Source organism: Halomonas marinisediminis, from assembly GCF_004347715.1.
GTDB classification, from domain to species: domain Bacteria; phylum Pseudomonadota; class Gammaproteobacteria; order Pseudomonadales; family Halomonadaceae; genus Halomonas; species Halomonas icarae.
On sequence record NZ_SLTR01000002.1, the window covers coordinates 127,968 to 152,221 of the forward strand.

At 64.5% G+C, this 24,254-nt stretch carries 19 protein-coding genes and 2 tRNA genes; 11 read left to right on the top strand and 10 right to left on the bottom strand.

Translation table 11 applies throughout. The features are described 5' to 3' along the window. The first annotated feature begins 128 nt into the window (after positions 1-128). A tRNA-Ala gene (locus tag E0702_RS02340) sits at positions 129-204 on the top strand. A 23-nt stretch (positions 205-227) separates the two neighbouring features. Next, a tRNA-Glu gene (locus E0702_RS02345) sits at positions 228-303 on the top strand. 390 nt (positions 304-693) lie between these two features. Here the strand turns inward: E0702_RS02345 and E0702_RS02350 are convergent. Together E0702_RS02350 and gltA are read right to left on the bottom strand one after the other, a co-directional pair. Next, positions 694-1,584: an NAD(P)-dependent oxidoreductase gene (locus E0702_RS02350; protein ID WP_205741862.1), complete on the bottom strand. Its 891-nt coding sequence runs from the start codon at positions 1,582-1,584 to the stop codon at positions 694-696. Positions 1,585-1,692: 108 nt separating this feature from the next. Then, positions 1,693-2,976 carry a citrate synthase gene (gene gltA / locus E0702_RS02355; RefSeq protein WP_132041362.1) on the bottom strand — a complete coding sequence of 428 codons (1,284 nt, stop codon included), beginning with the start codon at positions 2,974-2,976 and terminating at the stop codon, positions 1,693-1,695. A 450-nt stretch (positions 2,977-3,426) separates the two neighbouring features. Here gltA and sdhC point away from each other — a divergent pair, with 450 nt between their 5' ends. From sdhC to sucD, 9 genes are all read left to right on the top strand, one after another. After that, positions 3,427-3,804 (top strand): succinate dehydrogenase, cytochrome b556 subunit, encoded by a 378-nt coding sequence (sdhC, locus tag E0702_RS02360; protein ID WP_132041363.1) that lies wholly within the window; start codon positions 3,427-3,429, stop codon positions 3,802-3,804. Next, the gene (gene sdhD, locus E0702_RS02365; protein WP_132041364.1) at positions 3,798-4,145 is read left to right on the top strand and encodes a succinate dehydrogenase, hydrophobic membrane anchor protein; all 348 of its coding nucleotides are present in this window, start codon (positions 3,798-3,800) and stop codon (positions 4,143-4,145) included. The genes sdhC and sdhD overlap by 7 nt, the downstream gene beginning before the upstream one ends. A gap of 3 nt (positions 4,146-4,148) precedes the next feature. Further along, positions 4,149-5,921 (top strand): succinate dehydrogenase flavoprotein subunit, encoded by a 1,773-nt coding sequence (gene sdhA, locus E0702_RS02370; protein WP_132041365.1) that lies wholly within the window; start codon positions 4,149-4,151, stop codon positions 5,919-5,921. Positions 5,922-5,947: 26 nt separating this feature from the next. Next, on the top strand, positions 5,948-6,652 hold the full coding sequence (locus E0702_RS02375; protein WP_132041366.1) for a succinate dehydrogenase iron-sulfur subunit: 705 nt from the start codon (positions 5,948-5,950) through the stop codon (positions 6,650-6,652). Between the two features lie 312 nt (positions 6,653-6,964). Then, entirely contained in the window at positions 6,965-9,799 is a 2,835-nt protein-coding gene (locus E0702_RS02380) for a 2-oxoglutarate dehydrogenase E1 component (RefSeq protein WP_132041367.1), read from the top strand. Between the two features lie 42 nt (positions 9,800-9,841). Continuing rightward, on the top strand, positions 9,842-11,404 hold the full coding sequence (odhB, locus tag E0702_RS02385) for a 2-oxoglutarate dehydrogenase complex dihydrolipoyllysine-residue succinyltransferase (protein ID WP_132041368.1): 1,563 nt from the start codon (positions 9,842-9,844) through the stop codon (positions 11,402-11,404). 63 nt (positions 11,405-11,467) lie between these two features. Next, positions 11,468-12,910 carry a dihydrolipoyl dehydrogenase gene (gene lpdA, locus E0702_RS02390; protein WP_132041369.1) on the top strand — a complete coding sequence of 481 codons (1,443 nt, stop codon included), beginning with the start codon at positions 11,468-11,470 and terminating at the stop codon, positions 12,908-12,910. A 138-nt stretch (positions 12,911-13,048) separates the two neighbouring features. Beyond that, on the top strand, positions 13,049-14,215 hold the full coding sequence (gene sucC, locus E0702_RS02395; protein WP_132041370.1) for an ADP-forming succinate--CoA ligase subunit beta: 1,167 nt from the start codon (positions 13,049-13,051) through the stop codon (positions 14,213-14,215). Then, positions 14,215-15,087 carry a succinate--CoA ligase subunit alpha gene (gene sucD / locus E0702_RS02400; protein ID WP_132041371.1) on the top strand — a complete coding sequence of 291 codons (873 nt, stop codon included), beginning with the start codon at positions 14,215-14,217 and terminating at the stop codon, positions 15,085-15,087. Before sucC ends, sucD begins: the two co-directional genes overlap by 1 nt. An 89-nt stretch (positions 15,088-15,176) precedes the next feature. Here the strand turns inward: sucD and siaD are convergent, their stop codons facing one another. The 8 genes from siaD to E0702_RS02440 form a co-directional block, all read right to left on the bottom strand. Further along, positions 15,177-15,974, bottom strand: a complete 798-nt coding sequence (gene siaD / locus E0702_RS02405; RefSeq protein WP_132041372.1) for a biofilm regulation diguanylate cyclase SiaD — start codon at positions 15,972-15,974, stop codon at positions 15,177-15,179. Next, positions 15,971-16,360 carry a biofilm regulation phosphoprotein SiaC gene (gene siaC / locus E0702_RS02410; protein WP_132041373.1) on the bottom strand — a complete coding sequence of 130 codons (390 nt, stop codon included), beginning with the start codon at positions 16,358-16,360 and terminating at the stop codon, positions 15,971-15,973. Before siaC ends, siaD begins: the two co-directional genes overlap by 4 nt. A gap of 13 nt (positions 16,361-16,373) precedes the next feature. Then, on the bottom strand, positions 16,374-16,907 hold the full coding sequence (siaB, locus tag E0702_RS02415) for a biofilm regulation protein kinase SiaB (protein ID WP_132041374.1): 534 nt from the start codon (positions 16,905-16,907) through the stop codon (positions 16,374-16,376). Positions 16,908-16,944: 37 nt separating this feature from the next. After that, complete coding sequence (gene siaA / locus E0702_RS02420) at positions 16,945-18,963, bottom strand: biofilm regulation protein phosphatase SiaA (RefSeq protein ID WP_132041375.1); 2,019 nt, start codon at positions 18,961-18,963, stop codon at positions 16,945-16,947. Positions 18,964-19,170: 207 nt separating this feature from the next. Continuing rightward, a complete protein-coding gene (locus E0702_RS02425; RefSeq protein ID WP_132041376.1) occupies positions 19,171-21,111 on the bottom strand; it encodes an exoribonuclease II in 1,941 nt (646 codons plus the stop codon). A gap of 167 nt (positions 21,112-21,278) precedes the next feature. Next, positions 21,279-21,719 carry a universal stress protein gene (locus E0702_RS02430; RefSeq protein ID WP_132041377.1) on the bottom strand — a complete coding sequence of 147 codons (441 nt, stop codon included), beginning with the start codon at positions 21,717-21,719 and terminating at the stop codon, positions 21,279-21,281. Positions 21,720-21,802: 83 nt separating this feature from the next. Next, positions 21,803-22,861, bottom strand: a complete 1,059-nt coding sequence (locus E0702_RS02435; RefSeq protein WP_240721651.1) for a YcjF family protein — start codon at positions 22,859-22,861, stop codon at positions 21,803-21,805. After that, positions 22,858-24,249, bottom strand: coding sequence for a YcjX family protein (locus E0702_RS02440; protein ID WP_132041378.1), 1,392 nt, complete (start codon positions 24,247-24,249; stop codon positions 22,858-22,860). Before E0702_RS02440 ends, E0702_RS02435 begins: the two co-directional genes overlap by 4 nt. Between the last annotated feature and the right edge of the window lie 5 nt (positions 24,250-24,254).

A 24,254-nucleotide genomic window follows, 5' to 3' on the forward strand; every position in this document is an offset into this window, starting at 1 on the left:
GCTTGAGATTCGAGTCGGCGAACTCTCAAGCTGCTTTTAGCTTCCAGCTTAAATATCTCGTGCAAAGCACGAGGGGGTTGACGAAGGGGAGGGGAATCAGTACTATACGTCTCGTCTTCACGGCACACGGGGCCTTAGCTCAGCTGGGAGAGCGCAACACTGGCAGTGTTGAGGTCAGCGGTTCGATCCCGCTAGGCTCCACCAAACGTGCCATGCGTGAAGATAACGTCCCATTCGTCTAGTGGCCTAGGACACCGCCCTTTCACGGCGGGAACAGGGGTTCGAACCCCCTATGGGACGCCACCTTCCTTCGAGAAAGGGCATCCAGCAGGATGCCCTTTCTTGTTCTCCGATGTCTATCCCCGGCGGCGATCACTCTTCGAGGCTGCCTGCCATCGATCGCGATTCCACGACGATTTTCACTTGACTTGTCCACTTTGCGGCGTTCCGGCCGGCTGTCTGTGTGCAGCCGACCGGAAATGCCCATGTCGCCGGGCTTTGTCTAAAAAGCCTTATAAAACAACAATTTAAATTAGGTCAAAAAATGATCAATCTAAGCTCAGGCCGCTTCCCATGGCGATTGTGCGACCTTTTGGAGGGGTTTTGAACAGGGTTATCCACAGAAAGTGTGGAAAACGCCAGGGCGGTGGGAAAGTCATGCTGCGGCGGCCGTGACGGACCGCCGCGAAGGGGTCAATCGAGCTTCATGGAGCGCAGGCGGCGCAGCAGGGAGGAGGTGTCCCAGCGACCGCCGCCCAGCACCTGGAGGTCGGCATAGAACTGGTCGACCAGCGCGGTCACCGGCAGGCGAGCCTGTAGCCGACGTGCCTGTTCCAGACAGATGCCGAGATCCTTGCGCATCCAGTCCACGGCGAAGCCGTGCTCGTACTCATCGGCGATCATGGTGGCGTGGCGGTTTTCCATCTGCCATGAGCCGGCCGCGCCCTTGGCGATGACGTCCACCACGCGTTGCCTGTCGAGGCCGGCCTGCTCGGCGAAGTGCAGTCCCTCGGCCAGTCCCTGGACCAGACCGGCGATGCAGATCTGGTTGACCATCTTGGTCAGCTGGCCGCTGCCGACAGGCCCCATCAGTGTCACCGCGCGGCCGAAGTGGCCGAGCAGTGACTCGACGCGAGTGAAGTCGGCCTCGTCGGCGCCGCACATGATGGTCAGGGCGCCATTCTCGGCGCCCTGCTGGCCGCCGGAGACCGGGGCGTCGATAAAGCCGATACCCTGCTCACGGCAGGCGGCATCGAGCTCCTCGGCGAGGTCGGCCGAAGCGGTGGTGTGGTCCACCAGCAGGCTGCCTGGGGCCATGCCGTGCAGGGCGCCATCCTCGCCGCGGATAACCTGGCGGACATCATCATCATTGCCGACGCAGACCAGCACCAGGTCGGCTCCGCTGGCGGCTTCACGCGGTGTGGTGTGGTGGCTGCCACCGTACTCCTCGCTCCAGGCCTCGGCCTTGGCCGGGGTCCGGTTGTAGACGCGCACGTCGAGGCCGGCACGGGCCAGGTGGCCGGCCATGGGATAGCCCATGACGCCCAGGCCGATAAAGGCGACTGTCGAGATAGTATTGCTCATGGCTCTCTCTTCATGTGGGTGGTCGAACGCTGTCAGGATGCAGAAAGCCGCCCGAAGGCGGCTCTCTGCAGCATAACGTGTGCGGCAACGGGGCGCGCGCAACCGGGCTTACTTGCCAGGGTAGTCGCGCTGGTCGTGGCCGGTGTAGAGCTGGCGGGGGCGACCGATCTTGTAGCTGTCGCTGAGCATCTCGTTCCAGTGGGAGATCCAGCCGATGGTCCGGGAGACCGCGAAGATCACCGTGAACATGTTGGTGGGGATGCCCATCGCCTTGAGGATGATGCCGGAGTAGAAGTCGACATTGGGGTAGAGCTGGCGCTCGACGAAGTACTCGTCCTCGAGAGCGATCTGCTCCAGACGCTTGGCGATCTTCAGCTGAGGATCGTCGATGCCGAGCTCCGCCAGAACTTCGTCGCAGGTCTCCTTCATCACCTTGGCGCGCGGGTCGAAGTTGCGATAGACGCGGTGACCGAAGCCCATCAGCTTGAACGGATCGTCCTTATCCTTGGCCTTGTCGATAAAGCGCTGGATGTTCTCCTCGGAGTCATCTCCGATCTCGTCAAGCATCTTCAGCACGGCCTCGTTGGCGCCGCCGTGGGCCGGTCCCCACAGCGCGGCGATACCGGCGCTGATGCAGGCGAAGGGGTTGGCACCGGTGGAGCCCGCCAGACGCACCGTGGAGGTGGAGGCGTTCTGCTCGTGATCGGCGTGAAGCATGAAGATGCGGTCCATGGCACGCGCATAGACCGGGTTGATCTTGTAGTCCTCGCACGGGGTGCTGAACATCATGTAGAGGAAGTTCTCTGCATAGTTCAGATCGTTGCGCGGGTAGTTGAACGGCTGGCCAACATTGTACTTGTAGGACATCGCCGCGATGGTCGGCATCTTGGCGATCAGGCGGATAGCGCTGATGGTGCGATCCTGCTCGACGTTGATGTCCATATGGTCGTGATAGAAGGCAGCCAGGCCTCCAACCACACCGCAGAGGATCGACATCGGGTGGGCGTCGCGGCGGAAGCCCTTGAAGAAGTTGATGATCTGGTCGTGGACCATGGTGTGGTTACGCACACGGGACTCGAAGTCCGCGTACTTGTCATCATCGGGCAGCTCCCCGAACAGCAGCAGATAGCACAGCTCGACGAAGTTGGACTGCTTGGCCAGCTGATCGATCGGGTAGCCGCGGTGCAGAAGTACACCTTTGCCGCCATCGATGTAGGTAATGGCGGACTGGCACGAGGAGGTGGCCATGAAGCCGGGGTCATAGGTGAACAGACCCTCGGCGCCGAGTCCGCGGACATCGATAACGTCGGGGCCTAGAGAACCCGAATAGACGGGCAGTTCGATCGTCTTTTCCAGGCCGTCAACCGTAAGCGTCGCTTTCCTGTCAGCCATGGAAGGCCTCCTCTCGAGTTCGTGTTAGGGCGATAAGTCATTCATTCTTGGGCATCTTCGCTGGGGGAGCCGGCGAAAAAGGTTTGCCCACTATAGAAGCGTCCCAGCGATTGTCAATTGGTCAATGGTGCGCTGCCGCATGTGCAAGGGTCCTGCTCCTGTCCAGGAGTTGTCTAGGAATTGGTGCATAGCACCATGTTGGGCTGCGGGGCGCCAACGGCGCAATAAAACCTGCGCTAAAGGGAGAGCAGCAGGCTTTGCACCATTGTCTAGTCAAGGCGCTCCCGGTTTGTCATGGGGCGGTCGGGCCCCTATAATCCACCCCGCGCGACTGGCAGGTAAAGCCGGTCTTGCCGCCCCCCGGCAACGGCCGATGCCTTCCCGAAACCACCGCCCGCCCGGAGCCACCCGAAGCTTACCGTGTGGGCCATAGAGAGTGTGTAGAGAGCCGTGAATAGCAAACGACCCGTAAATCTGGATCTGTCCACGATACAGTTTCCGCTACCCGCCCTGACGTCGATCGCTCACCGCATCACCGGCGTCATCCTCTTCATCGGTACCATCTTTGCCTTCTGGGCACTGAGCGAGTCGCTCTCATCGCCGGCAGGCTTTGCCGCGGTAAGCGATGCGCTGGCCGGCAATTTCCTGGCCAAGCTGATCGCCTGGGGCCTGCTGTCGGCTCTGGCCTTTCACTTCGTGGCCGGCATCAAGCACCTGGTCATGGATATGGATATCGGTGTGACCCTCGAGGGCGGCCACAAGAAGGCGCAGATCACCGTGGTGGCCAGCGCCGTACTGATCATTCTGGCGGGAGTCTGGGTATGGTAACCAACATCACGAACCTCGGCCGCAGTGGCCTCTCCGACTGGCTGATCCAGCGGGTCTCCGCCGTTATCCTGGCGGCCTATACGCTCTTCATCGTTCTCTATCTGCTGTTCAATCCGGATCTCGACTACCTGACCTGGAGCGGCCTGTTCGCCCAGACCTGGATGCGCATCTTCTCGCTGCTGGCCTTTATCTCTCTGGCTGGCCACGCCTGGGTTGGGCTGTGGACCGTGACGACCGACTACCTCAAGTCGACCGCCACTCGCCTGACCGTTCAACTTCTTGTCATCCTGGCCATCTTCGCCTTCCTGGTCTGGGGCATTCAGATTCTGTGGGGAGCTTGATTCATGTCCAACATGCGTAGCCTGTCCTTCGACGCGATCATCATCGGCGGTGGTGGTGCCGGCCTGCGAGCCGCCCTCGAGCTGGCCAAGTCCGGCAAGAAGACCGCGGTGCTCTCCAAGGTCTTCCCGACGCGCTCGCACACCGTGTCTGCCCAGGGTGGCATCACCTGTGCCATCGCATCGGCCGACCCCAATGACGACTGGCGGTGGCACATGTACGACACCGTCAAGGGCGGCGACTATATCGCCGACCAGGATGCCGCCGAGTACATGTGCTCCGAGGGCCCCAAGGCCGTCTTCGAGCTCGAGCACATGGGTCTGCCGTTCTCGCGTTTCGACAATGGCCGCATCTATCAGCGCCCCTTCGGCGGTCAGTCCAAGGACTTCGGTGCCGGCGGCCAGGCCGCGCGTACCTGTGCCGCGGCCGACCGTACCGGACACGCCCTGCTGCACACGCTTTATCAGAACAACCTGAAGAACAATACCACCTTCCTCAACGAGTGGTACGCCGTCGATCTGGTCAAGAATGCCAATGGCGACGTGGTGGGCTGCATCGCCATGGATATCGAGACCGGCGAAGTGGTGCACGTCAAGTCCAAGGCCACCGTCCTGGCGACCGGCGGTTCCGGTCGCATCTATGCCTCCACCACCAATGCCCTGATCAATACCGGTGACGGCGTCGGCATGGCGCTGCGTGCCGGCTTCCCGATGCAGGACATGGAGATGTGGCAGTTCCACCCGACCGGTATCTACGGTGCGGGTACCCTGGTGACCGAAGGCTGCCGCGGTGAGGGTGGCTACCTGGTCAACAAGGATGGCGAGCGCTTCATGGAGCGTTACGCTCCCAACGCCAAGGACCTGGCCGGTCGTGACGTGGTGGCCCGCTCCATGGTCATGGAGATCCTCGAGGGGCGTGGCTGCGGCGAGAACGGCGATCACGTCTACCTCAAGCTGGATCACCTGGGCGAGGAGGTCCTCGGCAAGCGTCTGCCCGGCATCGTCGAACTCTCCAAGACCTTTGCCCATGTGGATCCGGCCAAGGAGCCGATCCCGGTGGTGCCGACCTGTCACTACATGATGGGTGGCGTGCCGACCAACGTGCATGGCCAGGCCATCATGCGGGGTGAGGATGGCAAGGATCAGATCGTCAACGGCCTGTTCGCCTGCGGCGAAGTGGCCTGTGTGTCGGTTCACGGTGCCAACCGTCTGGGCGGCAACTCGCTGCTCGACCTGGTGGTGTTCGGTCGCGCGGCCGGCATGTTCATCGAAGGGGCGCTCAACGAGGGTATCGACTACCTCGATGCCTCCGAGTCCGATATCGAGACGGCGATGAAGCGCATCACCCGCTGGAACGAGTCCGAGAGCGGCGAGACGGTGCCGGAGCTCAAGCGTGAGCTGCAGGCCATCATGCAGAACTCCTTCGGCGTGTTCCGCGAAGAGGAGAACATGCAGAAGGGCGTCAAGCAGCTGGCCGAGCTGCGTGGGCGTATCGACAATGCCTACCTGCCCGACAAGTCCAACGCCTTCAACACCGCTCGTGTCGAGGCTCTCGAGCTCGATAACCTGATGGAAGTTGCCGAGGCGACCGCCATCGCGGCACTGGAGCGCAAGGAGAGCCGTGGCGCACACTCTCGCTACGACTACCCGGACCGTGACGATGTCAACTGGCTGAAGCACTCGCTCTACTTCCCGGCCGACAAGACGATTGGCAAGCGCGACGTCAACTTCGCGCCGAAGACCGTCGACACCTTCGAGCCGAAAGTCCGTACCTACTAATTCAGCTAACACGAGGGTGAGTCACGATGCTTCAGGTATCCATCTACCGCTATAACCCGGAGACCGACTCCGCGCCGTACATGCAGGAGTTTCAGGTCGACACCCAGGGCCGCGACATCATGGTGCTCGATGTCCTGCACATGATGAAGGAGCAGGACAACGGCCTGGCCTACCGTCGCAGCTGCCGCGAAGGCGTGTGTGGCTCCGATGGCATGAACATGAACGGCAAGAATGGCCTGGCCTGCATCACCCCGATCTCCGAGGTGGCGAAGGGCAACAAGCTGGTGCTGCGCCCGCTGCCGGGTCTGCCGGTCATCCGTGACCTGGTGGTCGACATGGGGCTGTTCTACCAGCAGTACGAGCGTATTCAGCCGTACCTCCAGAATGACGAGCCGGCGCCGGCCATCGAGCGCCTGCAGTCGCCGGAGGATCGCGACAAGCTCGACGGCCTCTACGAGTGTATCCTGTGCGCCTGCTGCTCCACGTCCTGCCCGTCGTTCTGGTGGAACCCGGACAAGTTCGTGGGGCCGGCGGGGCTGCTGCAGTCCTATCGCTTCCTGGTGGACTCCCGCGACACGGCTACCCGCGAGCGTCTGTCCGAGCTCGAGGATCCGTTCAGCGTGTTCCGCTGCCGCGGCATCATGAACTGTGTGGCGGTGTGTCCCAAGGGGCTCAACCCCACGCGCGCGATCGGCAAGATCCGCGAGATGCTGCTGGCCGACAGTACCTGAGCCGATGGCACTTAAATCGAGCTCCGTGGCTTGTTATCATATGCCGCAGCTCACCCCCTGTGACCCCGTGTCGCAGCGGGTGATGACATAGTGTCGGAAGCCGGTGCCCTGGGCGCCGGCTTTTGACCATGGGTTCAGTGACCACAGGTTCAGTGACCACAGGTTCCGTAACCACAGATTCAAGGTTTCCGGCCCATGATGGCCGGAGATGCCGGAAACGCATGGGCCCCAGCCGGCAGGGCACCACCGATGTCGCCGTGGCCGCGTCGCGGTGACGCCGATCACACCCCATCAGTGCAGGGTGACCGAGAGATGCAACAAGGCATAATGGAGTTGATGTGGCGCTCCTCGCACGTCAGTGGCAGCAATGTCCACTACGTGGAAGCGCTATACGAGCAGTACCTCGATGATCCCTCCGCCGTTCCCGACGAGTGGCGCCAATACTTTGACGAGCTGCCGCGCCCCGATGACGGCCCCCACCATGATGTTCCCCTGACCCCCGTCCGCGAACAGTTCCATCAGCTGGCCAGGCAGCGCCGTACGGCACTCGCGCCCGCTGCCGCCGATGGCGAGGAGAACCGTAAGCAAGTCAGGGTTCTGCAGCTGATTAACGCCTACCGCTTCCGCGGTCACCAGAAGGCTGATATCGATCCCCTCAAGCTGCGTAGCGAGACGCCGGTCCCCGACCTCGACCTCTCCTTCCACCAGCTGACGAAGGCCGATCTCGATACCGAGTTCCAGACCGGTTCGTTCTTTCTGGGCATGGACAAGGCACCGCTCAAGGAGATCGTCGACGCCCTGGAGAAGACCTACTGCCGCTCCATCGGCTGCGAGATCATGCACATCGTCGATACCGAGGAGAAGCGTTGGCTGCAGCAGCGCTTCGAGTCGGTACGCAGTGCGCCCGCCTTCAGCAACGACGTGCGTCAGCACGTGCTGGAGAGGCTGACCGCCGCCGAAGGCCTGGAGAACTATCTGGCCTCCAAGTATCCGGGGACCAAGCGCTTCGGCCTGGAGGGGGGCGAGTCCTTCATTCCGATGATGGATGAGTTGATCCAGCGTGGCGGTGGCTATGGCATCAAGGAGGTGGTGATCGGCATGGCCCACCGCGGGCGCCTCAACCTGCTGGTCAACATCCTTGGCAAGAACCCCGGCGAGCTGATCGACGAGTTCGACGGCAAGAAGGTCATAGAGCGTGGCTCCGGCGACGTCAAGTACCACCAGGGGTTCAGTTCCAACGTCATGACGCCGGGTGGCGAGGTGCACCTCGCACTGGGCTTCAACCCCTCTCATCTCGAGATCGTCGCCCCGGTGGTCGTGGGCTCGGTGCGCGCCCGTCAGGATCGCCGTGACGATAGTGAAGGCAACAAGGTACTGCCGATCAACATCCATGGTGATGCCTCGTTCGCCGGACAGGGCGTGGTCATGGAGACCTTCCAGATGTCCCAGACCCGTGCCTACAAGACCGGCGGCACGGTGCACATCGTCATCAACAACCAGATAGGCTTTACCACCTCGCATCCCGAGGACTCGCGTTCCACGGAGTACTGCACGGATATCGCCAAGATGGTTCAGGCGCCGGTCTTCCACGTCAATGGTGATGATCCCGACGCCGTGCTGCACGCGACCCAGGTGGCCTTGGATTATCGCCAGCAGTTCAAGAAGGATGTGGTGATCGATCTGGTCTGCTACCGCCGTCGTGGCCACAACGAGGCCGACGAGCCCAGCGGCACCCAGCCGATGATGTACCGCAAGATCAAGGATCATCCCACCTCGCGGGCGATCTATGCAGAGCGACTGGTGGCACAGGGCGTCCTCACCGAGGAGGAAGCCAAGGCCATGGTCGAGACCTATCGCGAGGACTTGATCGCCGGCAACCATGTGGCCAACGCCCTGGTGCAGCAGCCTAATACTTCGCTGTTCGTCGACTGGAAACCCTATCTGGGACATGAGTGGACGGGCTACGCCGACACCACGGTGCCGATGAAGAAGCTGCAGCGCCTGGCGGCGAAGATGTGCGAGATTCCCGATGGCATCGAGGTACAGCGCCAGGTGGCCAAGATCTACGCCGATCGGCGCAAGATGCAGGCCGGTGGCCTGGCCCTCAACTGGGGCTTCGCCGAGACCCTGGCCTACGCCACGCTGATCGACCAGGGGCACCCGGTGCGCATCACCGGCCAGGACGTGGGACGCGGTACCTTCTCACATCGCCACGCGGTGGTGCATAACCAGAAGGATGGCAGCGCCTATGTGCCGCTGCAGCACATGGCTGATGGTCAGCCACGCTTCACCATTCACGACTCCTTCCTCTCCGAGGAGGCGGTGCTGGCCTTCGAGTATGGCTATGCCACCACCGCGCCCAACGATCTGGTGATCTGGGAGGCGCAGTTCGGCGACTTCTTCAACGGCGCCCAGGTCGTGGTCGACCAGTTCATCTCCTCTGGCGAGACCAAGTGGGGACGCCTGTGCGGGCTGACCATGCTGCTGCCCCATGGCTATGAGGGGCAGGGGCCTGAGCACTCCTCGGCACGCCTGGAGCGCTTCCTGCAGCTGTGTGCCGAGCACAACATGCAGGTCTGTGTGCCGACCACCCCGGCGCAGATCTTCCATCTGCTGCGCCGTCAGGTGATTCGCAAGGTCAGGAAGCCACTGGTGGTGATGTCGCCCAAGAGCCTGCTGCGCCACAAGGATGCGACATCGAGCCTGGATGAGCTGGCCGATGGCGGGTTCCAGATGGTGCTGGCCGACCAGGCCAGACTGGAGGCCGAGAAGGTCGAGCGCATCATCCTGTGTGCCGGCAAGGTTTACTATGACCTGGCCGCCTGGCGGGAGGAGAATGCCCGTGATGATGTCGCCATCCTGCGTGTCGAACAGCTCTACCCCTTCCCCAAGGAGGAGCTCTTCGAGGCGATCAAGGCGTACACCAACGTCACCGACATCGTGTGGTGCCAGGAGGAGCCGCTCAACCAGGGCGCCTGGTACCCGAGTCAGCACCATATGCGTGCCGTAGCGGAAATGCTCAAGGACGGTCTGGGTGGCAAGCTCAAGTTTGCCGGTCGTCCGGCATCGGCGGCACCCGCGGCCGGTTACATGTCCGTGCACACCGAACAGCAGCGCCAGCTGGTGGAAGACGCCTTCAATCTGTAATGGCGCCCACCGGGACGAGAGAGAACTTACAAGGGATACGACATGGCTACCGAGATCAAGGCCCCAACCTTTCCGGAATCCGTTGCCGAAGGCAGCGTCGCTGCCTGGCACAAGAAGCCGGGTGACAGCGTCGAGCGTGACGAGCTGATCGTCGAGATCGAGACCGACAAGGTGGTGCTCGAAGTGCTGGCCCCTGAGGCGGGCGTTCTCTCCGAGACACTGGTCGAGGAGGGCGACACCGTGGAGTCCGAGCAGGTGCTGGGACGTATCGGTGAAGGCGAGGCCAAGGGCGGCAAGGCGTCGGCAGAGAGCGGCGACAAGCAAGACGCCAAGGCCGAGAAGTCGTCCGAGGCCAAGGCCGAGAAGCCGGCTGCCGGCGGCGGCGAGAAGCATGAGGTGAAGGCGCCGACCTTCCCCGAGTCGATCCAGGAAGGCACCGTGGCCAGCTGGAACAAGCAGGTCGGTGAAGCGGTCAAGCGCGACGAGGTGCTGGCCGAGATCGAGACCGACAAGGTGGTGCTGGAAGTCGTGGCGCCCGCCGATGGCGCCCTCGTCGAGATCAAGGCCGAGGAGGGCAGTCAGGTCGAGTCCGAGGCGGTGCTTGGCATCTTCGCCGAGGGTGCCGGCGGTGAGGGAGCCACGGCCGCCGATGTCGAGCCGGCTGCCTCCGCCGATGATGGCGCCAGCGACGAGCAGGTGGGGGACAAGATCCTGGCCCCGGCCGCACGCAAGCTGGTGGCCGAACATGACCTCGATGTCAGCAAGATCGAAGGGACCGGCAAGGGCGGTCGCATCCTCAAGGAGGATGTGCAGCGCGCCGTCAAGGAGGGCTCTGCCGCCAAGGGCGCCAAGGCGTCCACCGGTGCCGCCAAGGCAGCCTCTCCGGCGCCTGCCGTCGAGGGCGAGCGCCCCGAGAAGCGTGTGCCGATGAGTCGCCTGCGCCAGACCATCGCCAAGCGTCTGGTTCAGGCCCAGCAGACCGCCGCCATGCTGACCACCTACAACGAGGTGGACATGGGCGCGGTGATGGCGCTGCGTGCCCAGTACAAGGACACCTTCGTCAAGACTCACGACGTCAAGCTCGGTTTCATGGGCTTCTTCGTCAAGGCGGCCAGCGAGGCTCTCAAGCGCTTCCCTGACGTCAATGCCTCCATCGACGGTACCGACATCGTCTATCACGGCTACCAGGATATCGGCGTGGCGGTCTCCACTGATCGTGGCCTGGTGGTGCCGGTACTGCGTGATACCGACAGCATGAAGATCGCCGATGTCGAGAAGGGCATCGTCGACTTCGGCAAGCGGGCGCGTGACGGCAAGCTCGGCATCGACGAGATGCAGGGTGGTACCTTCACCATCACCAACGGCGGTATCTTCGGGTCGCTGATGTCCACGCCGATCATCAACCCCCCGCAGACGGCGATTCTGGGCATGCACAAGATCCAGGAACGCCCCATGGCGGTGAACGGCAAGGTCGAGATCCGTCCGATGATGTACCTTGCGGTCTCCTACGATCACCGCATGATCGACGGCAAGGACGCGGTGCAGTTCCTCGTCACCATCAAGGAGCTGCTGGAAGATCCGGCACGCCTGCTGCTGGATATCTGAGCGGCACGAGCCGCCGGCTGATCCCGGCGGCGCCTGAACCCAAGACATGCAACAGGAGCCAATATGGCCGACAAGTTTGATGTGATCGTGATCGGTGCGGGCCCCGGTGGCTACGTGGCCGCCATTCGTGCCGCCCAGATGGGTCTCAAGACGGCCTGTGTCGAGAAGTGGATCGGCAAGGAAGGCAAGGTCGTGTTCGGTGGCACCTGCCTGAACGTGGGCTGCATCCCGTCCAAGGCGCTGCTCGAGGCCTCCCACAAGTTCGTCGAAGCCAAGCACGACTTCGATGATCTGGGTATCCAGGCCAGCGACGTCCAGATGGACGTCGAGAAGATGATCGCCCGCAAGGACAAGATCGTGAAAAACCTCACCGGTGGCATCGCCGGCCTGTTCAAGGCCAATGGCGTGACCGGCATCGAGGGAACCGGCAAGGTGACCGGTGGCAAGCAGGTCGAGGTCACCGACCAGGATGGCAAGGCCACCACCTACGAGGCCGATAACATCATCATCGCCGCTGGCTCCGTGCCGGTGGAGATCCCGCCGACTCCGCTGACCGACGACATCATCGTCGACTCCACCGGTGCCCTGGAGTTCACCGAGACGCCCAAGCGCCTGGGTGTGATCGGCGCCGGCGTGATCGGTCTCGAGCTGGGCAGCGTCTGGAACCGCCTGGGCTCCGAGGTCACCGTGCTTGAGGCCATGGACAGCTTCCTGCCGATGGTCGACGGTGCCATCGCCAAGGAGACCCAGAAGCTGCTCAAGAAGCAGGGGCTGGATATCAAGCTGGGCGCCCGCGTCACCGGCTCCGAGGTCAAGGATGGCGAGGTCACCGTCAAGTACAGCGACGGCGACAACGACCAGGAGATGACCTTCGACAAGCTGATCGTCTGCGTCGGCCGCAAGCCCTACACCCAGGGTGTGGTTGGCGACGGCGTTGGCGTGGAGACCGACGAGCGCGGCTTTATCCAGGTCGATGACCAGTGCCGCACCAGCGTGCCGAACGTCTACGCCATCGGCGACTGCGTGCGCGGCCCGATGCTGGCTCACAAGGCGTCCGAAGAGGGCATCATGGTGGCCGACATCATCGCCGGCCATAAGGCCGAGATGAACTACGACGCCATCCCCAACGTCATCTACACCTTCCCCGAGGTGGCCTGGGTCGGCATGACCGAGCAGGATGCCAAGGCCAAGGGCATCGAGGTCAAGACGGGCGCCTTCCCGTTTGCCGCCAGCGGTCGCGCCATGGCTAACAATGCCACCGAGGGCCAGGCCAAGATCATCGCCGATGCCGAGACCGACCGCGTGCTGGGTGTGCATATCGTCGGCCAGCATGCCGGCGAGATGATTGCCCAGGGGGTCATCGCCCTGGAGTTCGGTTCAAGCGCCGAGGATCTGGCGCTGACCTGCTATGCCCACCCGACCATGTCGGAGGCGGTGCATGAGGCCGCGTTGGCCGTGGAGGGCCATGCCATCCACATGGCCAATCGCAAGAAGAAAAAGAAGTAAGGATAACAAGCGCCGCCCACCGGGCGGCGTGCCCCTTCCGGCGATGCATCGGAGGGGACGGTGGTGCCTCCTGAGTCAGACCGCCGAGGTCGAGCCGGGGGTGCCGTTCGAGTCACATGCAACCAATGGCATGAATCGATGAACCTTCACGAGTATCAAGGCAAGCAGCTGTTTGCCGACTATGGTCTGCCGGTGTCCAAGGGCTTTGCCGTGGATACCCCCGAAGAAGCCGCGGAAGCCTGCAAGAAGATCGGCGGCGACATGTGGGTTGTCAAGGCCCAGGTCCACGCTGGCGGTCGCGGCAAGGCCGGTGGTGTCAAGCTGGTCAAGAGCGCGGAGGAGGCCAAGGCCTTCGCCGAGCAGTGGCTGGGCAAGAACCTGGTGACCTTCCAGACCGACGCCAATGGTCAGCCGGTCGCCAAGATCCTGGTCGAGACCTGCACCGATATCGCCGACGAGCTGTATCTGGGTGCCGTGGTCGACCGTGGCACCCGCCGCGTGGTCTTCATGGCCTCCACCGAGGGCGGTGTCGAGATCGAGAAGGTCGCCGAGGAGACCCCCGAGAAGATTCTCAAGGCCGAGATCGATCCGCTGGTGGGTGCACAGCCCTACCAGGCGCGTGAGCTGGCCTTTGCCCTGGGCCTGAAGGGTGACCAGGTCAAGCAGTTCACCAAGATCTTCCTGGGCCTCTCCAAGATGTTCCACGACAAGGATCTGGCGCTGCTCGAGATCAACCCGCTGGTGATCACCGACGAGGGCAACCTGCACTGCCTCGACGCCAAGATCGGCCTGGACGGCAACGCCCTCTACCGCCATCCGGACCTGCAGGCCATGCGTGACCCCTCCCAGGAGGACGAGCGTGAGGCCGAGGCCGCGGCGTGGGAACTCAACTACGTGGCCCTCGACGGCAATATCGGCTGCATGGTCAACGGTGCCGGCCTGGCGATGGGTACCATGGACATCGTCAACCTGCACGGCGGCAGCCCGGCCAACTTCCTTGACGTTGGCGGCGGCGCCACCAAGGAGCGCGTGGCCGAGGCCTTCAAGCTGATCCTCTCCGACGACAACGTCAAGGCCGTGCTGGTCAACATCTTCGGCGGCATCGTGCGCTGCGACATGATCGCCGAGGGCATCATCGGTGCCGTCGAGCAGGTCGGTGTCAATGTGCCGGTCGTGGTGCGTCTGGAAGGTACCAACGCCGAACTGGGCGCCGAGAAGCTGGCATCCAGCGGACTCAACATCATCGCTGCCGAGAGCCTCACCGATGCGGCTCAGCAGGTAGTCAAGGCAGCGGAGGGCAAGTAATGAGCATCCTGATCGACAAGAGCACCAAGGTCATCTGCCAGGGCTTCACCGGTGGCCAGGGGACCTTCCACTCCGAACAGGCCATCGCCTACGGTACCCAGATGGTCGGTGGCGTGACCCCGGGCAAGGGCGGCCAGGAGCACCTCGGTCTGCCGGTGTTCAACACCGTCAAGGAAGCCGTGGAGAAGACCGGCGCCGAGGCCAGCGTGATCTACGTGCCGGCCCCGTTCTGCAAGGACTCGATCCTCGAGGCTGCCAACGCCGGCATCAAGCTGATCGTGTGCATCACCGAAGGCATCCCGACCCTCGACATGCTCGATGTCAAGGTCAAGTGTGATGAGCTGGGCGTGCGCCTGATCGGCCCCAACTGCCCGGGCGTTATCACTCCCGGCGAGACCAAGATCGGCATCATGCCGGGCCATATCCACAAGCCCGGTCGGGTCGGCATCGTGTCGCGTTCCGGCACCCTGACCTACGAGGCGGTCAAGCAGACCACCGATCACGGCTTCGGCCAGTCCACCTGCGTGGGCATCGGCGGCGACCCGATCCCGGGCTCCAGCTTCATCGACATCCTCGAGATGTTCGAGAAGGACCCGGCCACCGAGGCGATCGTGATGATCGGCGAGATCGGCGGCACCGCCGAGGAAGAGGCGGCCGCCTACATCAAGGCCAACGTCTCCAAGCCGGTGGTCTCCTACATCGCCGGCGTCACCGCGCCTCCCGGCAAGCGCATGGGCCACGCCGGTGCCATCATCTCCGGTGGCACGGGTACCGCGGACGAGAAGTTCGCCGCCCTGGAAGATGCCGGTGTGAAGACCGTGCGCTCCCTGGCTCAGATCGGCGACGCGCTGAAGGAAGTGACCGGCTGGTAAGTCAGTTGCTGCTCATGTAGAGCGATAGCCAAAGGGCACCTTCGGGTGCCCTTTTTCGTAGGCCTTTTTCGGGGCGAGGGGCAGGGGATCTATGCCTCGGCGAGGCAGCAGCGGTCGCGCCCCTGGCGCTTGGCGGCCAGCAGGGCCCGGTCGGCGCGCTCGATGGTGGCCTGATACCCCTCGCCGGGCTGCCATTCGGCGATGCCGGCGCTGGCGGTGATAAAGACCGAGAGGGTATCGCCATCGGCTGGTATTCTGAGGTCTCGTAACTGATCGGTCAGTCGCTGCACCAGGAGGTGGGCCTTGTCGAGTGGCGTCTCTGGCAGCACCAGCAGGAACTCTTCCCCGCCCCAGCGCCCGCACATGTCATGCTGTCGCAGCGACCCCATCAGGTGCTTGGCGAGGGTCACCAGGACCCGGTCGCCGGTGACGTGCCCATGGCAGTCGTTGACGGCCTTGAAGTGGTCGATGTCCAGCATCACCAGGCTCAGCGTACCGCTCTGGCGAGCGGTACCGACGGTCAGCCCTTCCAGCCGTTCATGCAGACAGCGTCGGTTGGCCAGGCCGGTCAGGGGGTCCTGGCGCGAAACATCCCGGAGCGCCTGGTTGCGCTCGTGCAGGAGGTCTTGAAACCCGTCGGCGATGCGCGATAGCTTGTGCTGGCGTCGGTGTTGACGCTCGAGCTGCTGCCGTGTCTCCTGCAGGTCCTGCTGGGCCCCCTTCTGAAAGCCGTCGGCGATGGTGACCAACCGTTCCAGCCGCTCCTGCTGCGACAGGTGATGCCGATAGAGGCGCTGCAGCGCCGAGTGCAGCCTGTGGCCCCGGTACTCCTCCGTCGCCAGCAGGTCCGCCACCTCCTCCAGCAGCTCCCGCTCGCGTTGGCTCACGTGGACACTTCCAGGGCACGAATGGTGAAGGGGTAGCTGCAGTCCTCCTTGAACTCCTCGGCCAGCTCGGCGATGCGGTCGTTGCGGACATCGTAGTGCCACACGACCTCGACCCGGCGGCCCCCCTGGTAGGCCTCCTCGAGGAGGTCGAAGATATCCATCATGACCTTTACCGAACTGGTGTTGAGATAGACCAGCTCGAGGCGGAGTTCGAGAGGGCGTGACTCCTGGGTAAGATAGCTCTCGACCCAGTCGATCACCGGGCCGAACAGCTCATAGGAGTTCTCCGGATAGGAGTCTCCCTGCATGCAGAGGCGTCCCGCCTGCCAGTCACTCTGGATGGCGGGGGTGGACACGCTACCCGCCAGGTTCAGGTCCTGGTTCATGATCACTCTCCCTTTAGATGGTCGCCGTCAGGTTGAAGAAGCTTCGGCCTGAGGATAGTGGCTGCAGAGACGCCACCAGCGGGCGGGTCGACTTGCGCGCCATGTCGATCAGCCCCAGGCCCGCGCCGCTGTCGGCCGACTCGTCGCGGGGGCGTCGCAGCTGCTGCTTGTAGGCACGCTTGAGAGCCGCCGCATCCAGGGGGGCCAGGCTCTCCACGGCCTCGACCAGGCGTTGGCCGTCGGCGTCTTCCACCAGGTTGCCGGCCGATACCTGATAGTGCCCTTCGCTGTCTCGCGCCACGGCGATGGTCGCGGTCGCATCCTCCTCCCCATACTCGCGGCGGGTCGCATAGTGACGGATATTCTGGGTCATCTCGATATAGACGGCGAAGACATCCATGGCCGCCGATGGCGCCGCAGACTGATGGTTCAGGTAGTTGCGCAGCGCGTGCCCGATCTCCTCGATCAGGCTGCGTGAGATGGGGCCGTTGAAGCACAGCATGATGCGCTGCTGGAGATAGGTGTTACGCAAGGTCAGAAGGTCCATGGCCTCTCCGCGTATGAGGTTGGTGATGGCGCCGTGATCAGGTATCCGCTGACGCGGCCGGCGTGAAGCGAAAGCATAGCAGGGTAATGTCGTCGCGCTGGGGATGCTGGCCACGATAGGCATCGAGCTCCGCTTCGTAGCGGGCGATCTGCTGATCAAGCGGGGCGGTGGCATGGCGCTTGAGCATCTGCTCGAAGCGGGCATTGCCGAAGCCGAAGCCGTGTTCGCCCCCCGCCTGGTCGAGGAAGCCATCGGAGCAGAGGGAGTAGGTCCAGTGACCATGCAGCGGCAGGGTGCGATTCTCGTAGGTCATGGCGCGCCTCTGGCCCAGGGCGCGGCGGCCGCCGGGGTAGATCGCCAGCTCCTCACCGTCGCTGGCATAGAGCGACATCTTGGCGCCGGCGAACGTCAGCTGTTCGCCGTCGCGCTCTATCCAGACCAGGCCGATATCCATATTGGTGGCGATGGAGGCGGGCAGGCTCTCGTGATGCAGCGTCTCGCGACTCTGGCGGTGGGTCTCGTTGAGGATGCCCGCCGGGTCGTCGGCTCCCACCTTGAGGATGGCGTGGTCGATGATCGCTCGAGCCAGCATGGTCATCAGCGACCCCGGCACACCATGCCCGGCACAGTCGACCACCCCCATCAGATAGCCACCGTCGGTGGCGTGAAAGATGTAGAAGTCACCGCCGACCTGGTCTCGCGGGCGCCACAGAAGCGCATGGCGGTCGGCCAGGTGGCGTGCCAGTTGTCGGTCGGGAAGGATGGCGCGCTGGATGATGCTGGCATACTCCAGAGAGGCGTCGATCTGGCGGCGGGCCGCGGTCATCCTCGCGTTGCTGGACTCCAGGGCCTGGGTCCGCCGGCGAACCTTCTCTTCCAGTTCGCGAGTGTGACGCTGTACCTGACCCGCCATATGCGAGAAGGCCCTCGACAGCTCGCCGATTTCGTCACGGCGCTCGGTCGGCAGACGGCTGTCGTAGTCGCCGCTGGCGATGGCCTGGGCCGAATGCTGCAGCCGGCGCAGGGGGGCGAGAACCAGGCGTTCGATACCGTAGGCGAATCCCGCCATCAGGATCAGGAATACCAGCAGCAGGGCACTCGCCAGGGGCAGAAGCCAGCGGCTGTCGATAAGCGGGGCGCTCTTCAGGTCCAGGGCCGTCACCACCAGCCACTTGAGCTCGGGGATATAGCCCAACGTGACCAGGCGCGGTGCACCCTCGAGCTCCGCTTCCAGGGTGACTACCGTGCCGGGATGTCGCTGCACATCGGCGATTGACGCCTCCAGCCGGTTGCGCTGGGCATCGTTGCCGAGCAGCGCCTGCAGACGGGGGGCGTCATCGTTGAGGTCGGTCAGTGCGCCGGAACTCAGCGCCAGCTGGCTGCGGTCGGGGTGGGCCTGAATGGCACCCCGGGCATCGATGATAAGCGGCGTCAGACCGGGGGCGCTGCTGCGCATGAAGTCGTCGAGGAAGCGGCTCAGGTCGAGGCCGCCGCCGGCCAGACCCAGGGGGCGGTCGCCGTCCATGATCTTGACGTTGAACCAGACCTTGGCCAGCTCCAGCTTGGCGTCGAGGTTGACGTTGATGTTGTAGCCGTCGCCGCCGGCCATGGTCGCGAAGTACCAGGCGTTGTCGGGATCGTCGGGAACGACCCGGTAGCGAGGAAGACGGCTCTGAGGGGCAAGGCCGTCATTGTAGTAGTAGTTGCCGGTCTCGTGATTGACGATGAAGTAGGCGTCACCACTGAACTGCTGGCGAAACCCTCTGGCCTCGCGGAAGAAGCGGTCACGGCGTGCCGCGTGATCCGGCTCGCCGAGCCATTCGCGGGTCACTACCGAGTCGGCGAAGCGTCGGGAGAGAGCCAGCTCACGGGAAACGGGGGTCAGAATCTTCTGCATGTGCAGAAGGGTGTACTGCTCGGCGTAGCGTGTGGCGAAGTGGTGACGGACATTGTCGAGGGCCAGCCAGCCGATCAGAAGGGCTGGAATCAGGGCCAGCAGACAGGCCAGCAGCAGGCTCAGGGTGGACTGTCCGCGCAGTCCCCAGCGATAGGCCATGGGGTTTCCCTTGCGTCGATCCCGAAGCGGCCTGGCATGACCGGCCTATTCGGAACCCTTGTTCTTCATTGTTGAATAAACAATGCCACAATTGCCGTCGTTCGACGACCCTCGACGCGGGGGCGGGAGGGAGCAGGGCGATCGCCATGGCGGGATCGGCATGGCAATCGCCTGCGAGCTTGCGTGCTTCTTGGGGGAGAGGCGAGATTACTCGGCGGGGCGCGCCACCAGCGAGCGGGTCTCCTCGCGGGCCTCGATCAGCGCCACGCGAACGTGATCGCCGAGCTTGTAGCGCTCCTCGCTCTCGATCTGGATACGTCCTTCCTTGTCGTCGATGGCGACCTTGGTGCGCTCACTGTGCATCATCGGTGCCGGCACGAAGGCGGTGGCACCGTTGGCCGTCAGACGCACGCGCATGCCGCCGCGGTTGATCTGGATGATCTCGGCGTCGAAGGTCTCCTGGGATTCGGCGGCCGGCGTCAGGTAGCGCACGTAGAGCCAGTCCTTGACGTCACGCTCGGCCATCCGGTTGAGGCGGCGCCGCTCGGTGAGCTGCTCGGTGAGCTCGAGGCTCGCCTCGGCCGGTGCCTGCTCCCCCTTGAGCACTCGCTTGATCAGGCGATGGTTGACCATGTCGCCATACTTGCGGATCGGCGAGGTCCAGGTGGCATAAGCGGGGAGGCCCAGGCCGAAGTGCGGGCCGGGCTTGGCCGACATGCTGGTGAAGCCCTGGAAGCGGCGCAGGCGGGCGTCGAGCCAGGCGTCATCGCGGCCTTCCAGCTCACGCTTGAGCTCCTTGTAGCGGGGCAGCTCGGTAAGCGCCTCGCGCTCCACGGCGATTTCCTGGCTGGCCAGGAACTCCTGGGCGGCCTCGGCCTTGTCATCCTCGAAGGCGCGGTGCACGTTGAAGATACCGTGGCCGATATGCTCCGACAGCAGGTCGGCACAGCAGGCGTTGGCGGCGATCATCGACTCCTCGATCATGCGATTGGCGATACGCCGCTCCTCGGTGCGGATATCCAGCACATTGCCGGCACTGTCCAGATCGAAGACGAAGTCGGGACGATCCTTGAACACCAGGGCGTGCTCGGCACGCCAGGCACTGCGTGCCTCAGTGAGGTCGCGCAGCGCCTTGAGCTGCTCGCCGATCGCGTCTGCCGGCGCCCAGTCGCCCTGGCCCTCGAGCCAGTCGGATACCCGGTCGTAGGCCAGACGAGCATGCGACATCGCGGTGGCGGCGAAGAAACGGTAGTCGCCCAGGCTGCCATCGGCGTGCACGGTCAGCGTGCAGGCCAGCACGGGGCGCTCCTTCTCCTCCCACAGCGAGCAGAGGTCGTCGGCCAGCTGCTCGGGCAGCATGGTGACGTTCTGGCCCGGCAGATAGACGGTGAAGGCACGGGTGCGCGCCTCGAGGTCGGCGGCATGCCCCTCCTCGACGTAGGCGGTGGGGTCGGCGATGGCCACGCTGAGGTCCCAGCCGCCCTCCGCACGCGGCACGATGCGCAGTGCATCGTCCATGTCGCGGGTCTTCTCGCCGTCGATGGTGAAGAACGGCTCGGCGGTCAGGTCCACCCGCTCGAGGCCCTCGTCACGCAGCGGCCAGTCGTCACCAGCGTCCGGGCACTCCTGCTCCAGGGCGTGGCGGGCGAGGGTCACGCGCCACGGCACGGCCGGGTCATCAGCCTTGGCCACCAGCTCGTCGATCTGGGTGAAGAAGCCGCGGTCGTCGGCCTTCAGGGGGTGGCGTACCAGGCGTGCCACCACCCAGTCGGCATCGCCGATGGTGCTCTCATCGAGGCTGCGCTTGATGCGGGCCTTGAGGACATTCTTGATGGAGGGGTGGTCCGGCACCACGGCCAGCCGGCCATCGCGCTTCTGGACCCGGGCGATAAAGCGCTCCAGTCCCTGTTCGATGAGGGTGTCGGGCTCGACGCTCTTCTTCTCGCCCTCCTCATGAAGCACCGCTGCCACGCGATCGCCATGCAGCACCTGCTTCATGGCGGGGGGCGGTACGAAGTAGGAGTCGCCCTCATCGGTTTCGAGAAAGCCGAAGCCCTTCTCGGTGGCCTTGATCACGCCCTCGACACGAGGGGTGGTGGAGCGAATCTGTTGCTTGAGCTGAGCAAGCAAGGCGTTGTTCTGCAGCATGATCACGAACGTGTGGCGGGGGTAGGCTGGCCACTATACGGATTCCCGCTCGCCGCGCCAAACACGTCGCGAGGGCGCGCCATGAATCAGTGGCTTGGCGCGGAACGCAGGTGCCGGTAACGCAAGACGACGCCTGCCGGGGCCGGCACCAAGCGTGTCTTGTGGGCTCAGCTCACCGTAATGACCGAGCATTCGGCGGCGTGTGCCACCTTGTGGGAGACGCTGCCCACCACGAACCCTTTGAGATCGCCCAGGCCGCGGCTGCCCATGACGATGGCGTCGACGCCTCGCCTGTGTGACTCGCTGAGGATGGTCCGTGCCGGATCGCCCTGGGCGATCACTGTCTCGACGTTGGAGATTCCGGCGTCGCGGGCGGCCTGCTCGGCGCGCGCCACGATCTTGCGACCGGCTGCCTCGAGCTCCTCTTCCGAGGCCTTGAGGTCGACAGCGCCGATGCCCCACACCAGCAGCGTATCGTGGGCGAGCTTTTCGGGGATATGCAGCAGGGTCAGCCTGGTCTCACTCTGCTGTGCCAGCTGGCAGGCCACGGCGAGCGCCTGCTGGGCGTGCTTGGAGCCATCGACGGGAACCAGAATGGAGGTATACACGGTGAGACTCCTTATCGGTTGGGGCCTAACTCGAGCCTAGCCGCTTTCCCAGCACGGGTCATGTGCCATGGCGCCCGGTGGGCCTAAGCTTGACCTGCATCAGGTCCGCCACGCTCCCCCTCCGCCTCGAGGCGACGCAGCTGCTGCCATAGCTCCCGGCGCAGATCCGCCAGGCGCGGGGCCTGCTCCTCCTCGAAGGACAACGGGCGAGTCAGACGCTGGGTGCGCAGCCCCAGCCGCGCACTGGTCAGGCCGATGCCGAGCCCCTGGGCGGCCCGTGTGGAGAGGCGCCCGGCCAGGTTCATCGAGAGCATCTCCATGCCGGCCTCGCCGGCCATCTCGGTGGCGCCGGCGAAGGCCATCTGGCGCAGCACTTCCCGCAGCAGGCGCAGGCGGGCGGCATAGCCCAGTTCCAGCCCGTAGAGGCGACACAGACGGTCGACCATCGCCAGGCTGCGCCAGGCCACCAGCGACATGTCCACCAGGGTGAGCGGGCTGACCGCCACCATGACCGCGGTCTCTCCGGACATCCGAGAGATCAGACGGCGGGCCGCCCGATCGCGTGGGGCCAGCAGGTGATGGTCGAGCAGAGTATATAGTTCGGCCGCGCCGTGATGGGGTTGTCGCGCGGTCAGGAAGGCCTGCCAGTGCGGATGGTCGGTATCCAGGTCAAGGGCACGGCGCAGGGTATCGGCGGTGGCGTCGGCCTCGCCGCGGGTGGCCGTGGAGAGGTCTCCCAGACGCTTGCGTAGCCGGTCATGGCGGCGCAGTCGGCGCAACCGCCAGAGTTCGCGGCCGAGGGCGCTTGCGCCGAGGGCCAGGGCGATCAGCAACAGCAGGCTCCAGGCGCCGGCCAGCCAGTCGCCGCCAAGACCAGCAGCATACAGGGTGGTGCCGGCCTCGATGGTCCCCAGCCCCAGGGTGCCGCCAAGCAGCATCAGCAATCCCCAGCGGCGCTTGCGGGGGCGCCCCAGGCTGGCCTCTATCGCCACTTCGGCTGGCTCATGGCTCGTAGCCAGTGCCTGGCTCGGCAGGTCGTGGGCATAGGCCTCGGGTGGGCGCGGATCCCTTGGTGCGGGGGAGGGGGGCGGCTCCTCCAGGGAGAAACGCCGTCCGGGGCGGGGGTCATGGGGCGTGCTCACGTCAGCTTGTCTCCGATCAGCCAGTCGAGGGCGGCATCCATGCGGATATGGGGCAGGGCGCCATCTTCCATGGGCAGCGGGCGGAAGGCCGGAAAGTCGAAGCCCTGACGTGTCCAGAAGGCGTCGTCGGGAAGTCGCTCCGGCACCTCGCCGGGATAGATCAGCAGCGGCTCGCCATCCAGTCCGGTGCCGCGCAGCGCCGGGGTGCGCCGCCCCTGGCTCTCGACCTCGCGTGACTCGCTGGCGCGGATCGCCGCCAGTGACAGGGCGCGTACGGGGACATCGGCATAGCGCAGGTCCTTGAGGGGCTCGGTCAGCAGGGCCTCGAGCAGCGCCACCAGGCGAGGGTGCTGTTCGGGCGTTACATGATCGGCCTTGGTGGCGGCGATGGCCAGGCGATCGATACGCGGGGCGAATAGCCGCGAGAGCAGGCTGCGCTGGCCGTAATCGAAGCTCTGCATCAGGTTGGCAAGTGCCCGGGAAAGGTCCTGAAAACGCTCGGGACCCGCATTCAGCGCTCCCAGCAGATCGACCAGCACGATCTGACGATCGAAACGCCGGAAATGGTCGCGATAGAAGGGGCGCACCACATGTTGCTGATAGTAACGAAAGCGCCGCGCCAGGGTAGCGTAGTTGCTCGACTCGGATAGGCCGGCCAGGACAGAGGGGTCCGTGTCGTCCACTCCGGGCAGCGGGAAGAACTGCAGGACCGGCGCGCCAGACAGGTCCCCGGGAAGCAGGAAGCGACCGGGCTGCAGATCGGCGAAGCCCGCCTCCCGGGCGCTGCGAAGCCCGGCGGCGAAGTGCTCACTGATCTCGGCCAGCTGCGCCTCGTCGGCCTCGGCGGCGAGGTCGAGCCTGGCCACCGCGGCCTGCCAGTCGGCGAAGTGGGCCGCGCGCTGGCTGCCTTCCAGGGTATGTTGTCGCGCACACCAGCCCGGATAGTCCAGGCCCAGCAGCGGCAGATCGAGGAGCCATTCGCCCGGATAGTCGAAGAGGTCCAGAGTCAGCTGGCGGGAGTCGCCCCCCAGCAGGCCGGGGCGTGCCGGACGGTAGCGGATGGTCAGGCGCAGTTCGCTGATGCCGCGGGTCGGTTCCGGCCAGCGCGGCGGGGTCGCCGAGAGTGCCGCCATGGCCTGGTCGTAAGGGAAGCGTGGCACCCCCAGGTCCTGCTGGCTGATACGTCGGGCACCCAGCAGGCGGCCCTCCCTGGCGGCAGGCAGCAGGTCCAGGCGCGCCTCCAGGCCGGCATGACGCAGCTGATTGACCAGGGAGGTGAGAAAGGCGGTCTTGCCGGCGCGGGAGAGGCCGGTGACCGCCAGCCGCAGCTGGCGGTCGCGGCCGCGCTCCAGTAGATCCTGTAGCTCACGGGTGAAGGGCTGGCGCATGCGGG

What these genes read in the sequence shown, in the direction of transcription:
- sucC (WP_132041370.1), top strand. Translation starts at nt 13,049, where the DNA reads ATGAACCTTCACGAGTATCAAGGCAAGCAGCTGTTTGCCGACTATGGT.
- siaC (WP_132041373.1), bottom strand. Translation starts at nt 16,360, where the DNA reads ATGAACCAGGACCTGAACCTGGCGGGTAGCGTGTCCACCCCCGCCATC.
- gltA (WP_132041362.1), bottom strand. Translation starts at nt 2,976, where the DNA reads ATGGCTGACAGGAAAGCGACGCTTACGGTTGACGGCCTGGAAAAGACG.
- E0702_RS02375 (WP_132041366.1), top strand. Translation starts at nt 5,948, where the DNA reads ATGCTTCAGGTATCCATCTACCGCTATAACCCGGAGACCGACTCCGCG.
- odhB (WP_132041368.1), top strand. Translation starts at nt 9,842, where the DNA reads ATGGCTACCGAGATCAAGGCCCCAACCTTTCCGGAATCCGTTGCCGAA.
- siaB (WP_132041374.1), bottom strand. Translation starts at nt 16,907, where the DNA reads ATGGACCTTCTGACCTTGCGTAACACCTATCTCCAGCAGCGCATCATG.
- sdhD (WP_132041364.1), top strand. Translation starts at nt 3,798, where the DNA reads ATGGTAACCAACATCACGAACCTCGGCCGCAGTGGCCTCTCCGACTGG.
- lpdA (WP_132041369.1), top strand. Translation starts at nt 11,468, where the DNA reads ATGGCCGACAAGTTTGATGTGATCGTGATCGGTGCGGGCCCCGGTGGC.
- E0702_RS02440 (WP_132041378.1), bottom strand. Translation starts at nt 24,249, where the DNA reads ATGCGCCAGCCCTTCACCCGTGAGCTACAGGATCTACTGGAGCGCGGC.
- sdhA (WP_132041365.1), top strand. Translation starts at nt 4,149, where the DNA reads ATGTCCAACATGCGTAGCCTGTCCTTCGACGCGATCATCATCGGCGGT.
- siaA (WP_132041375.1), bottom strand. Translation starts at nt 18,963, where the DNA reads ATGGCCTATCGCTGGGGACTGCGCGGACAGTCCACCCTGAGCCTGCTG.
- E0702_RS02350 (WP_205741862.1), bottom strand. Translation starts at nt 1,584, where the DNA reads ATGAGCAATACTATCTCGACAGTCGCCTTTATCGGCCTGGGCGTCATG.
- E0702_RS02425 (WP_132041376.1), bottom strand. Translation starts at nt 21,111, where the DNA reads ATGCTGCAGAACAACGCCTTGCTTGCTCAGCTCAAGCAACAGATTCGC.
- sucD (WP_132041371.1), top strand. Translation starts at nt 14,215, where the DNA reads ATGAGCATCCTGATCGACAAGAGCACCAAGGTCATCTGCCAGGGCTTC.
- E0702_RS02380 (WP_132041367.1), top strand. Translation starts at nt 6,965, where the DNA reads ATGCAACAAGGCATAATGGAGTTGATGTGGCGCTCCTCGCACGTCAGT.